The sequence below is a fragment of the uncultured Faecalibacterium sp. genome, from assembly GCF_900066275.1.
In the GTDB taxonomy this organism is placed as follows: domain Bacteria; phylum Bacillota; class Clostridia; order Oscillospirales; family Ruminococcaceae; genus Faecalibacterium; species Faecalibacterium taiwanense.
Genome location: NZ_FMFG01000013.1, coordinates 38599 through 50770 on the forward strand (window position 1 = coordinate 38599; position 12172 = coordinate 50770).

The 12172-nt window shown below is 55.8% G+C and carries 11 protein-coding genes and 1 tRNA gene; 10 read left to right on the top strand and 2 right to left on the bottom strand.

Features of this window, described 5'->3' with window-relative positions:
• On the top strand, positions 1-1061 hold a 1061-nt coding region (locus tag QZL71_RS06485; RefSeq protein ID WP_294648310.1), incomplete at its 5' end, for an ATP-dependent DNA helicase RecG.
• 70 nt (positions 1062-1131) lie between these two features.
• On the opposite strand, the gene QZL71_RS06490 is transcribed toward QZL71_RS06485, so the two are convergent.
• Positions 1132-1824: a metallophosphoesterase gene (locus tag QZL71_RS06490; RefSeq protein WP_097773889.1), complete on the bottom strand. Its 693-nt coding sequence runs from the start codon at positions 1822-1824 to the stop codon at positions 1132-1134.
• A gap of 175 nt (positions 1825-1999) precedes the next feature.
• Here QZL71_RS06490 and QZL71_RS06495 point away from each other — a divergent pair, with 175 nt between their 5' ends.
• A complete protein-coding gene (locus QZL71_RS06495) occupies positions 2000-3340 on the top strand; it encodes a D-alanyl-D-alanine carboxypeptidase family protein (protein WP_294648311.1) in 1341 nt (446 codons plus the stop codon).
• 81 nt (positions 3341-3421) lie between these two features.
• Here QZL71_RS06495 and QZL71_RS06500 read toward each other — a convergent pair.
• A tRNA-Gln gene (locus QZL71_RS06500) sits at positions 3422-3492 on the bottom strand.
• Between the two features lie 314 nt (positions 3493-3806).
• Here QZL71_RS06500 and QZL71_RS06505 point away from each other — a divergent pair.
• The 8 genes from QZL71_RS06505 (at position 3807) to QZL71_RS06540 (ending at position 12138) form a co-directional block, all read left to right on the top strand.
• Positions 3807-4265, top strand: a complete 459-nt coding sequence (locus QZL71_RS06505; protein ID WP_242960021.1) for an InlB B-repeat-containing protein — start codon at positions 3807-3809, stop codon at positions 4263-4265.
• Between the two features lie 48 nt (positions 4266-4313).
• Positions 4314-4535, top strand: coding sequence for a hypothetical protein (locus QZL71_RS06510; RefSeq protein ID WP_223388047.1), 222 nt, complete (start codon positions 4314-4316; stop codon positions 4533-4535).
• Between the two features lie 326 nt (positions 4536-4861).
• Positions 4862-5404, top strand: coding sequence for a hypothetical protein (locus QZL71_RS06515; RefSeq protein WP_005945339.1), 543 nt, complete (start codon positions 4862-4864; stop codon positions 5402-5404).
• Positions 5401-5991 (top strand): signal peptidase I, encoded by a 591-nt coding sequence (gene lepB / locus QZL71_RS06520; protein WP_294648312.1) that lies wholly within the window; start codon positions 5401-5403, stop codon positions 5989-5991. Before QZL71_RS06515 ends, lepB begins: the two co-directional genes overlap by 4 nt.
• Before the next feature lie 15 nt (positions 5992-6006).
• The gene (locus QZL71_RS06525) at positions 6007-8625 is read left to right on the top strand and encodes an LPXTG cell wall anchor domain-containing protein (RefSeq protein ID WP_294648313.1); all 2619 of its coding nucleotides are present in this window, start codon (positions 6007-6009) and stop codon (positions 8623-8625) included.
• 103 nt (positions 8626-8728) lie between these two features.
• Positions 8729-10342 (top strand): isopeptide-forming domain-containing fimbrial protein, encoded by a 1614-nt coding sequence (locus QZL71_RS06530; RefSeq protein WP_294648314.1) that lies wholly within the window; start codon positions 8729-8731, stop codon positions 10340-10342.
• 79 nt (positions 10343-10421) lie between these two features.
• Positions 10422-11267: a class C sortase gene (locus QZL71_RS06535; protein ID WP_294648315.1), complete on the top strand. Its 846-nt coding sequence runs from the start codon at positions 10422-10424 to the stop codon at positions 11265-11267.
• Entirely contained in the window at positions 11254-12138 is an 885-nt protein-coding gene (locus QZL71_RS06540; protein ID WP_294648316.1) for a SpaA isopeptide-forming pilin-related protein, read from the top strand. Before QZL71_RS06535 ends, QZL71_RS06540 begins: the two co-directional genes overlap by 14 nt.
• The last annotated feature ends 34 nt before the right edge of the window (positions 12139-12172 follow it).

A 12172-nucleotide genomic window follows, 5' to 3' on the forward strand; every position in this document is an offset into this window, starting at 1 on the left:
TTGCCCCCTTCGGGATGCGAGTGGCGCTGCTGACCGGCGGCATGAAGGCCGCTGCACGCCGCACCACCCTTGCCGCCATCCGGAACGACGAAGCCGACCTTGTGGTGGGCACCCACGCCATCCTCAGCGAAGGCGTAGAATTTGCCCGGCTGGGTCTTGCCGTGATCGACGAGCAGCACCGCTTTGGGGTACGGCAGCGCGGAATGCTGGCCGAAAAGGCCGCGAATCCGCACCTGCTGGTGATGAGCGCAACGCCCATTCCCCGCACGCTGGGCCTGCTCATCTACGGCGATTTGGACATCTCCATTCTGGACGAGCTGCCGCCGGGCCGCACACCGGTCAAGACCCGCTGCATCACCGGCAAAAAGCGGCGCGACCTCTACCATTTTCTCGATCAGGAGATCGGGCGCGGGCGGCAGGTGTATCTGGTCTGCCCCGCCATCGAGGACACACCGGATGGCGGGCTGAACGCCGTTAAGAGCTACTACGAGGACATTGCCAAAGCCCTGCTGCCGGAGCGCCGGGTAGGCCTGATGCACGGCAAGCTCAAACCCAAGGAGAAAGCTGCCGTGATGGAGGACTTCAAAGCCGGACGGCTGGACGCACTGGTGTCCACCACCGTCATTGAGGTAGGTGTGGATGTGCCCAATGCCAGCGTAATGGTGATCGAAAACGCAGAGCGCTACGGTCTGAGCGCCCTGCACCAGCTGCGCGGCCGCGTGGGACGCGGTGTAGCGGAGAGCTGGTGCTTTCTTGTCAGCGACAACCAAAGCGAAAACGTACAAAAGCGGCTGAAATTTTTGTGCAGCACCACGGACGGCTTTGCGGTGGCGCAGTACGATCTGGAGACCCGCGGCCCCGGCGACTTTTTCGGCAGCCGCCAGCACGGCCTGCCCACCCTGCAGATCGCCGACCTGATGAACGACACCCGCACCCTGCACGCTGCGCAGGCGGAAGCCGTTGCCATGCTGGCCGACGACCCGCTGCTGGAAGCGCCGGAGCACGCACTGCTGGAACAGCAGGTGCAGCAGATGTTCGAGAAAGCCGGAGCCATGAACTGATCCGGAGTTTTTTTGCGCACAAGCAACAGCAAATGCAAAAGCCGCTGCACGGCTGGTGCAGCGGCCCCTGTTATCGAACGGAACGCTTTGCGTGCCGTTCGCCCATGCTTATCACATCGCAGAACACGCAGCGGCTTTTGGTGGAAAGCTGGGTATCCTTATGGTAGCAGCCAAAAAACCACTTGTCGTAGGTCAGCTTCAACAAAATTTTATCCAGAAAGCTGTGCAGCTGGTTGGTCTCGCCGCTGGCAAGGGCGGTAAAATCCAAAAATCTGCTTGGCGCATCGTGGGTCAGCACATAATCCACTTTGTAATCGCACGCTGCAAGGTTCTCCTCACAAAAGGCGTATTCCTCCTCCGAAGGCATTTCTTCCCTCCACCAGTTCACGCCGGGTTCCCGATCCTCCACATCCTGGCTTTCCGCACCGCCAAAGCACAGGTATTTTTTATTCTCCAATTCCAGCACGCTGCCGCGGCACACATGGTACACATTGCCGCCCAGTGCCTGCACCTTGCCGCCAAAGCGTTCCTCGGTGGGATACTGCTTTAAAAGGTCGTAGTTTTCGTGGCTGCCGTCCAGAAACAGCAGGGTATACGGGCGCTTGCGCAGCCAATCCAGCTTTTTCTGTTCCTCCTTGCTGCCGTCCCACACAAAGCCAAAGTCGCCCAGTACCACCACGGTATCCCGTTTGCCCAGCCAGCGCAGCTTGCCGTGCTTGAAGCGGTCGATGTCGCCGTGGGTGTCCCCTGTCAGATATACCATTCCTGTCCTCCCTGACCGGATGTGAAATCGGCACAATAAGCCTTGTCACACCCCGCCAAACCTGTTATTATAAAGAATACAGCCTTCCGCTGTGATCTCGTTCTTACCCGGCGCACGGCGCTTGTGCCGTGCTGCCTGTTGTTTTATATTATCGCTTTTTAAAGGAATTGTCCACATGAAACGTATTTTTGCGCTGGTTTTGTCGTTCGCTGTCCTGTTCAGCTGCCTTGTGCTGCCCGCCGGGGCTATGTTCGATCCCACCCCGGTCTATCAGGTGCAGGCACAGAGTGCCTATATCGTCAACACCGATACCAATATCATCGTCTATGATAAGGACAGCACAAAGCAGGTATCCGCCGGTGGTCTGACAAAGTACATGACCATTGCCCTGCTGCTGACCAACTATGCCGACCATCTGGACGACACCTTCCAGATGCCCTTTGCCATCTCGGATTACGTTTATAACACCAACAACGCCGATATGCGCTCCAACGAGACCTTTACCTACCGCGAAGCCATGTACGCCATGCTGACCCGCAACGCCAACGAAGCCGCCATGGGCCTTGCTTATGCCCTTTCCGGCGGCGATCTCGCGGGCTGGGTGAGCCAGATGAACACCCTGTCCCAGCGCATCGGCACCACCGGCAGCACCTGGACGGATGCCTGCGGCATCAGCAGCGGCAACGTGACCTGTGCCGTGGATATGTACCTGATCCTGCGCTATCTGATGAGCTTTGATGCCTTTGTGGAGGTTTCCGGTGCGCCCAGCTTTACCATGCCCGCCAAAGAAAAACACCGTTCTTCGTCTGTTCTGGTCAGCCAGAATGCCGCGCTGAGCAAATCCAGCGGCGGCAAATACTACCGCAGCGCCATGCAGGGCGGCATGTGCGATGTGACCGCATTCAAAAGCGACAGTGGCAATCAGAGCTATGTTTCATGGGCCAATAAGGATGGTGCCACCTATATTTTCTGCGTGATGCAAAGCCCGGACACCTGCGACGATTTCGGCTACGCCAACCGTCGCCCGGCCCTGTGCGAGACCGTGAAGCTGATGGACTGGGTGTTCGACAGCTTTTCCATTCAGGCCGCGCTGGACACCGACCTTACGCTGGCCGAGATCCCGGTGAAGTATTCCTCCGATACCAGCTCCCTGCAGCTGTATCCCGCCGACAGCATGATGACCCTGCTGCCCTCCACCGGCGACGGCAGCGTGACCCAGAAATATTTCCACCTGCCGGATTCCGTGTGTGCCCCTGTCCAGCAGGGCGATGTGGTGGGTACCGTGGAGCTGAAGCTTGCCGGTGAGACCATTGGCGTGGTGGACCTGATCGCCGGGCAGGATGTCAGCCGCAACCCGCTGCTGTTCACTGTGGCGCGTTTTCAGGAATTCTTAGGCAGTCTGTACCTCAAAGTTGTAATAACATTGAGTATTATTTCCATCATCATCTACTTTGCGTGGGTTCTTTTGAACAACTGGAACCGCCGCAAGCCCACCAGAAAGATCCGCCGCCGCTGAGCTTTGCACCGTTCAGCCGCATTTTGTGGAAAAGTGATGCAAAAAGCCCCGTCAGCCTTTTCAGGATGACGGGGCTTTTGATTGCGCCAGCAGGAGTCGAACCTACGATGGGGGAGTCAAAGTCCCCTGCCTTACCGCTTGGCGATGGCGCATCGTGCAAGATATTATACCATATTCTTTGTTTTTTCACAAGGGGAAGGTTCCACTTTTCCGCTTTTGCGGCGGCTCTGTGCCGCCTTTTACAGCCTGCAATTTGTGAAAAACCAATTTTTTTCATCATAATAACAAAATGCGCCCATTTTGTTGCGCTTTTGTTACGCTATATGTGGTAAATATAGGATTGAATAAACCTCCTCTTCCCGGCTTTTTCGTCTACTGCCTCATGGCGGGGACATCGAGGTCTGTTCTGGTGTTTCCGTTCCCGGCAGGCACCACATCCCAATTTGTCAGGAAAGCGAGGAGTCATATGAAAAAGATCTTGAAAATGCTGGTCCTCGGTCTGCTCAGCGCTGCACTGCTCTGCTGTGCACTGCCCTCTGCCTTTGCCGCAGAAGACAAGGATTCGCAGGTCTACACCATTGGTCTGGATGCCATGGGCGGCAGCAGCTCCGCTGTGGCAGTCACCACCAATCTGAGCGGCAAACTCAGTGCCCTGCCCGCGCAGCCTGCGCTGGAAGGCTACACCTTTGACGGCTGGTATACCGAGCCGGTGGGCGGCACAAAAATCAGCACCTCTACGGTGTTTACCGGTGATACCACTGTGTACGCACACTGGACCGTGAAAAATGCCACCACTTCCACCAGCACATCCACGCCCGCTCAGCCGGAACAGACCGCGCAGGAATACGATGACGGCCCGATTCTGAGCGTTCTGACGGTAGCCGGTGCTCTGATCACCACGCTGGCCGTGGCTGCCTTTATTTAAGTCTTTTCACACACTGTATCAATTTTATCAATAGAAAGGAAAATCTCCATGTCTACTATGAAACTGCCCGCAAACTATGCCTCCATCAGCGAAGAGGAAATGGTCTATCTGGACGGTGGTGCCCGCGACGCTTACAACAGCTTCCTGAATGTCGGTAAGGTGTTCAACGCCATTGCCCGCATCTTCTCCGGTGCAAGCTCCATCATCAACAATGTCAACGTGATCTACCAGTCCTTCCTGACTCTGGGCGATCTGCTGAAGAGCTTCTGATCCGGCTTCTATTTTCATCTGTTTTTCAAGAACTGTCTCCGTTGTGGGGACAGTTCTTTTTGTTTTTAACGCATTTTAATCGTTTACATCAAAAGAAACAATTTTTCTTTGGCTTTGGCAAAAAAATGCACGGAAAAGGCATTTTTGTTACGCTTTTGTTACGCATACTGTGCTAACATATAAGGTGGAAGGTCATTCATCAAACTGGCGCTGTCGCGCCGAAAACTGATATATCAAATGTGGTTTTGTGGTACGAAAATTTTCGTATTTGTCGAAAGTTTTCGTTCGCCTAATCCGACCACTTTTTGCGGGAGAAATCGATCATTATGCCAGACCGTGAACTGCGGCACATGCGCCGCACCGAATTAGTCGAGATCATTCTGGCGCTCAAGCAGAGCGAGGACCGGCTCCGGGCAGAAAACGCTGCCCTGTCTGCCCAGCTGCAGGAACGGCAGATCCATATTGAAAACGCAGGTTCCATTGCGCAGGCTGCACTGGAGCTGAACAAGGTGTTTGAAGCGGCGCAGGCTGCGGCTGATGAATACGTTGCATCGGTGCTCGCAGCAAACAAAAACACCGATGCCGCTGCCAGCGCTCTGCGCGCTCAGGCGGAAGCCGAAGCCCAGCAGATCCTTGCACAGGCACAGACCGAGGCTGCGAACCTGAAGGCCCGCACCCAGCAGCAGTGCGACGCGGAAACGGAAGCCGCCGCACGCAAGCGCGCCCAGACCGAAGCGGACTGCAAGGCAATGCTTGCCCGGACGCAGCAGGAGATCCAGCAGCGCCGGGCCGCTTTTGACCGCCGGGCCAGCGAACTGCTGGACGGCTATCACAGCACGGAATTCCTGCCGGAGGAGCGTGCCAAATGAAAGAGCAAAAGATCAGGTTCACGCCCATTCCATCCACAGCAGAGGTGGAAGCAGAGCGCGAACGTCTGGCCTACCGCAGCCGTTATATGCGGGTGCTGCGCAGCACGGTCTACACGCTGCTGGTGGTCGCAGCCGTTGCCGTGCTGCTGGCCACCCTGTTTCTGCCGGTGCTGCAGGTCTCCGGCGACAGCATGAACCCCACTCTGCAGGACCGGGACATCATTCTGCTGGTCAAGAGCAGCGACATGAAGACCGGCGACCTTTGCGGATTTTACTGGCAGAACAAGCTTCTGCTCAAGCGCATCATCGGCCTGCCCGGTGATGTGATCGAACTGGACGAGGACGGTGTGGTCACTGTGAACGGCCAGACGCTGGATGAGCCATATGTAGATGAACTGGCTCTGGGCGAATGCGACATCAAATTTCCCTATCAGGTGCCGGAAAACCGGTATTTCGTACTGGGTGACCATCGGGCCACCTCCATTGACAGCCGCAGCAGTGTGATCGGCTGTGTGGAAAAAAGTCAGATCGTAGGCAAGGTTTTTTTGCGGGTATGGCCCTTGTCCAACTTCTCGTTGATCCACTAAGGAGGTTTAGGAATCATGCGGGATATCGTGAAAGAATATCAGAAAAAGTTCCGTCGGAACCACCAGCGCGCCAGACGCTATACTGCGCTGCTGCTGGCACTGGCGCTTACCACCAGCCTGTTCGTGAACTGGCAGCTGCACGGCGTGGGCATTGCCAAAACGGCCGAATATCTGTGCGGCGAGTTGGAGCACGAGCACACTGCTGCCTGCTATGAAAAGCAGCTGGTGTGCGGCTATGAGGAAGGCGAACCGGAGGACTGGAACGCCACCATGACGGACGACGGCATGTCTTTTGATGATACATTCGACATGGATGATGATGCGTTGGGCGTGGATGCGGATGATCCCGGCATTGCAGCCCATTCCGCAGAGCCGGAGTACATCTTTGTGCCCCATGAGCACACCGACGACTGCTACCAGGAAGTGCGGGAGCTGACCTGCCTGGAAGAAGAGCACACCCACGACGACAGCTGTTTTGATGAGGATGGTGTCACCTTCATCTGCGATAAATTCGAGCACACCCACGACGACAGCTGCTATACCACCACCTATGAGCTGGTGTGCGGTCTGGAAGAGGGCGAGCTTGTAGAAGAAGTGAACCCCGATTATGACCCGGTGGCCCTGTTTGAGGAGCCGGTGGCCGCAAAGCCCGTGGTGGTCGATCCTGTGACCGAGCCCCCGGTGCACCACCACACCGATGCCTGCTACGAGGAAGTGCTGGTCTGCGGCCTGCCGGAGCATCACCACACGGTGAACTGCCTGTCCGACCCGCTGGACGGCACGCAGGACGAGGACGAATGGCTGGCACAGACCGGCACCACGCTGAGCGGCAACTGGGCCGACGACCTGCTGGCCGTAGCCGAGAGCCAGCTGGGATATGAGCAGAGCGAGCGCAACTTCCAGCTGGACGATGCCGACGGCGAGACCGTGCGCCACTACACCCGCTACGGCAATGACTACGGCAACGACTACGGCCCATGGGACGTGATGTTCCTTTCCTACTGCCTGAAATATGCCGATATCCCCCAGAGCGCTATCCCGCAGGTTTCCAGCGTGCTGTCTTTGCACAGCCAGCTGCGCAGCGCGCTGTACAACGAAGAGACCGGCAGCGGCTATGCCATGGATTTTGACGGTGATCTGCCGTCTGATGCCGCAATGCCCGGTGATATCGTCATTTACAATGGCACCGTGACCAAGGCTGTGGCCGCGGAAAGCCAGCCGCTGCAGGTGCAGGATGATTCCGCCGATGCCGACATTGCCCTGCTCTCCATGGATGCTGCGGCCACCACCGACACCGCGCCCCACATTGAGGAATACACCGTGGATGCCAGCACCGTTGGCATCGTGAGCGATGTGGACGAAGATTTCGGCACCCTGACCGTGATCTCCGGCGATGTGGATGGCAAGGTGGCTAAAGTCACGCTGAATGCTTCGCAGGTAACAACGCTGGTGTCTGTGGCAAATGCGCAGCAGGCCGATTATGGCGTTGCTACGCCGGATTACAAAGTTGAAGATGACGCAGATGCCATTACCACCATCAAAGGTCTGGATGCACTGGATCACCTCACTGCTCTGAAGGTGCAGCGCAAGAATGGCACTGAATACGAGGATACCAACGTCACCACCATTTCGGAGCTTCTGCACAGCAGCCTTACCGTCACAGATATCCCGGTCAAAGAGATCCAGGACAACGATTACTGTGTCCATGTTAAGCTGCCCAAGAGCTTTGATGTGCTGAACGATGAGCTTATCTCCGGCAAACTGGAAGATACCGGCAATTATGACACCTGCGGCAGCTACCGGCTGCTCAAGGGGAATGACGGCTGCTGGTACGCCGTGCTGCGGTACGACCAAAACTATATCCAGCAGAAAGAGGAGACAGCCGCAGGCGCGGATACTTCCGATGCCAAGGTCACCAGCAACGTTGCCTTCAATTTCCAGTGGAACCAGAGCGAGGTCACCAGCAGCGGCTTTAATCAGATCGAGGTCAACAAAGATTACGCCCTTGATATCACCATCAACCCGGATGAAACCCCCGATGAGGATCAAAAAGACGATACGAACTATGACCTTAACCAGAGCGTGAAGGACCCGCGCTACGATGGCAGCGATGCCTACCTGGATTACACTGTTACGCTTGTGGTCAAGAACGAACAGGCCGGCCCGCTGACGCTTGCGGACAGCATGACCCTGCCCACCGGCATAACCGCCGAATATGTCGAAGACTCGCTCCAGCTCAGCATGGAAAACGGCAATACAACGCTCGGCATCACTTGGGAAAATGTTAATGATGAGCGCAAGATCACCTTGGGTTCTGCCGGTTCCCCCATTGCCGCAGGCACCTATTCTATCCGCTACACCGTCAAGCTGAAGGACGTTGGCGAAACGGCTGTTGACGGTGAAGTAATCAATAACATCAGGATTCTGGATACGCCCATCAGCGATGATGCCGAAAAGTCGGTAAAAACCGACAGCCTTGTGATCACCAGTCAGGCCGATCCGTCCGACTACGAACTTCCCTCTACCGGCGGGGCCGGTACCAAACTGTATACAGCAGGCGGCGGCGCGCTGATGCTTGCCGCTCTGGTGTGCGGGGTTTGCAGAAAGCGCAGACGCGAAAGGAGGGCACGTTAAAAAGCCTGCATCCTTCCTGACACGGCGGCAAAATTGATTCTGCGCCGGAAGCAGACCCTGAAAATAGGAATCAGAAAAACTTGAAAGGAGACTTTCGCAAATCATGATGAAGAAAGTAATCAAAAAGCTGCTGGCCGCACTGCTGGCAGTTGCCATGGTGTGCGCCATGGCGATCCCGGCGTTTGCATACGACACTAAGGAGGACCTCGACACAAAACACGAGTACGACGCCTTCCAGATCTTCAAGGGTGATGTTAGTGATGACAATACGAAGATTTCCCACGTTGAGTGGGGCAAAAACATCCCTCATCCTGAGGATTTTCTGCCCAAATTGAGGGCAGATTCTACCCTCAGCAGCGAGTTTGCCAACGCAGATAGCCTCCAGAAAGTCGTTGATGTTATGAAGGACTGGAAAACTTCTGATGATAACAGCATCGCTTTCGCGCGTTTTGTATGCAACTATATCTACACGGATTCCAATGCAGACTCGGTACCCGTCAAAAAAGGTGGTCACACCGGTGGCTTCGAACTTGATGATGCAGGTTATTATCTGATCGTTGATACTAGCCCCTTTAGCGATGGCGATTCCTATCATGCCTACAATTCCTTCCTGTTGAAGGTTAACAAAGCACACTATCACGTTCAAATTACGCCTAAGGTTGTAAAGCCCACTGTTGAGAAGAAAGTCTACGACAACGACGATAATAGCTCTTGGGGTGACAATAACGGTTGGGGCAGTTCCGCTGACCATGCGATCAACGAAGAGTTCCAGTTCAGGCTGATCGCTAAGTTGCCCGCAAGCGAAAAAGGCCGTGCTTACGATTACTATAATGAGTACGCTGTTCGCTTCAATGATACCTTGTCCAAGGGCATTACTTATGACAGACTCGATAGTGTAGTCATTAATTCCAATGGCCACACCTATGATATCCCCAAAGATTCTCCGAAGTATAACGTTGATGTTAGCCATCTTGAAAGTGATCACTCTTTTGTGGTAAGCATTCCTGATGTCAAAACCTGTGTTGAAGATCCAGAGTTCAATTTGAATAACGGCGCGACTATTACGGTCACCTATACTGCACACCTGAACGAAAATGCCGCTGTCAATGGCTCTGCCGATAACAAAAACAGCGTACGGCTCCAGTACTCTAATAACCCCAGACCCGACGGCGAATACTGGGGCTACACTCCCAACTACACTCCCGAAAGCGAAGTCTATGTGTACACCTACCAGCTGAACAACACCAAGTATCACGATAGAGCTGAAAAGGGCAACGAGTTGAAGGACGTTGGCTTCCGTCTGTACAGCGATGCGGATTATAAGAATGAAGTGGAGCTCTACCAAGACGGCGAATTCTACTACCCCATCAAAAACGCATCCAATAAACAGGCTGTTGAAATGAAGTCTGCCGAGGATGGCACGTTCAACGTTAAAGGTCTGGACGCTGGCACCTACTACCTGAAGGAGACCAAAACTCCTGCCGATTACAATCCCTGCGATGTACCCCCTGTGATCATCAAGGCAAACCACAAAGGAAATCAGGTTGATCTGAACGGTTCCACCCTGTCTACCACCATCATCAACAACAAAGCCGGCGGCATTACCCTGCCCTCCACCGGCGGCATCGGCACTACCCTGTTCTATGTGGTCGGCGGCGGCCTGATGGTTGCGGCCATCGTTCTGCTGGTCACCAAGAAGCGCATGGAGAACAAGTAAGCTCCATTTCCCCCAAGAACCCGGAGCAAAGGGGCCGCAAGGCCCCCGCTCCTATCCTTATAACATTAGGGAGTAGCCCATGAAAAAGAACAAAAGCACCATCATCCTGATCCTCGTCTTTTTCGTGGGTCTATCCGTGATGTTATACCCCACCCTCAGCGATTACGTCAACCAGCTGCATCAGTCCCGTGCTGTGGCCACCTATGCCGAGGATGTGGACAATCTGACCGATGCCGACTACAGCGCCTATTTCGAGGCGGCAGATGCGTTCAATGCGCAGATCGCCGCCGACCCGGACGCGTTGTATTTTCCGCAGCGCTTTCCCACCTACGAAAGCACGCTGGATGTGACCGGCACCGGCATTATGGGCTACATCACCATTGAAAAGATCGGTGTGGAGCTGCCCATCTACCACGGCACCAGCGATGGCGTGCTGCAGATCGCCGCAGGCCACTTGGAGGGCACCAGCCTGCCGGTGGGCGGCGAGAGCACCCACGCGGTCATTTCGGCCCACCGGGGCCTGCCCAGCGCCAAGCTGTTCACCAATCTGGACCAGCTGGAAGTGGGCGACACCTTCACCATCACGGTGCTGGACCGGGTGCTGACCTATGAGGTGGACCAGATCTCCATTGTACTGCCCACCGAGACCGACAACCTCAAGGTGGTGGACGGCAGGGATTACGTCACCCTGATGACCTGCACCCCCTACGGCATCAACTCCCACCGCCTTCTGGTGCGCGGACGGCGCATCGAAACGCCGGACAAGCTCAAGCACATCCGTGTAACAGCCGATGCCATCAAGATCGAACCGATCATCACAGCTCCCATCATGGCACTGCCCCTGCTGCTGGTGCTGCTGCTCTGGCTGCTGTTCTCCAACCGCAAACGCAAATCTACAAGAGGTGAAAAACATGAAACGCACTGATCTCAAAAAGCACGCTGCGGCCCTGCTTTTGGTGCTGTGCCTTCTGGTAACAAGTGCGCTGCCTGCCCTTGCCACCAGCGCAAACATCAAGCTGGTGGACAGCAGCGGCAATCCCACTACCGGCACCATCCACGTTACGCTGTACGACAGCGCCAACGATAAGGCGCTGAGCGGCGGCAAGCTCACTTTGTACCGTGTGGCCGAGGTAAAGCGCCAAAACGGCAACCTGAGCTACGAATACTGCGGCGATTTCTACGGCTGCGGCATTGCGCTGGGTGATTTGACCGACAGCACCCTTGCGGCCCAGCTGCAGGAGTATCTGCACCAAAGCGCCGAGGGCACCACAAAGACCATTGATGCGGACGGCAGCGTAACCTTCCGTGGTCTGGAGCTGGGCCTGTATCTGATCGTGCAGACCGAGGCTTCCAAGGGCTATGAGCCGATCAATCCGTTCCTTGTCTCTCTGCCCATGGCGGAGGATGGCAAGTGGAATTATACGGTGGATGCCAGCCCCAAGGTGGGTGCTTACACCCCCACCAAGCCGGACACGCCGCCTACGCCCCCTACCCCGCCTACGCCCGATCATCCTGATACGCCTACCCCGCCGGATAACCTGGTCTCTCCCGGTAATCCGGACAATCCCGTGGCTCCGGGCCATCCGGACAATCCCGTGGCTCCGGGCCACCCGGATCATCCGGTAGCACCCGGTAATCCAGACAGCCCCGTTCTGCCGGGCCACCCGGATAATCCGGTAATGAGCGGTCTGCCGCAGACCGGTCAGCTGAACTGGCCCGTGCCGGTGCTGGCTGTCAGCGGTGTGGTGCTGTTTGCATTCGGCTGGGCGCTGGATCGCAAGTACCGCACAGTATAATTTTATTCTGATACAACAAAGAGGACCCGATGCA

Coding starts and splice junctions, on each gene's coding strand:
- QZL71_RS06490 (WP_097773889.1), bottom strand. CDS start 1,824: ATGGTATATCTGACAGGGGACACCCACGGCGACATCGACCGCTTCAAG.
- QZL71_RS06495 (WP_294648311.1), top strand. CDS start 2,000: ATGAAACGTATTTTTGCGCTGGTTTTGTCGTTCGCTGTCCTGTTCAGC.
- QZL71_RS06505 (WP_242960021.1), top strand. CDS start 3,807: ATGAAAAAGATCTTGAAAATGCTGGTCCTCGGTCTGCTCAGCGCTGCA.
- QZL71_RS06510 (WP_223388047.1), top strand. CDS start 4,314: ATGTCTACTATGAAACTGCCCGCAAACTATGCCTCCATCAGCGAAGAG.
- QZL71_RS06515 (WP_005945339.1), top strand. CDS start 4,862: ATGCCAGACCGTGAACTGCGGCACATGCGCCGCACCGAATTAGTCGAG.
- lepB (WP_294648312.1), top strand. CDS start 5,401: ATGAAAGAGCAAAAGATCAGGTTCACGCCCATTCCATCCACAGCAGAG.
- QZL71_RS06525 (WP_294648313.1), top strand. CDS start 6,007: ATGCGGGATATCGTGAAAGAATATCAGAAAAAGTTCCGTCGGAACCAC.
- QZL71_RS06530 (WP_294648314.1), top strand. CDS start 8,729: ATGATGAAGAAAGTAATCAAAAAGCTGCTGGCCGCACTGCTGGCAGTT.
- QZL71_RS06535 (WP_294648315.1), top strand. CDS start 10,422: ATGAAAAAGAACAAAAGCACCATCATCCTGATCCTCGTCTTTTTCGTG.
- QZL71_RS06540 (WP_294648316.1), top strand. CDS start 11,254: ATGAAACGCACTGATCTCAAAAAGCACGCTGCGGCCCTGCTTTTGGTG.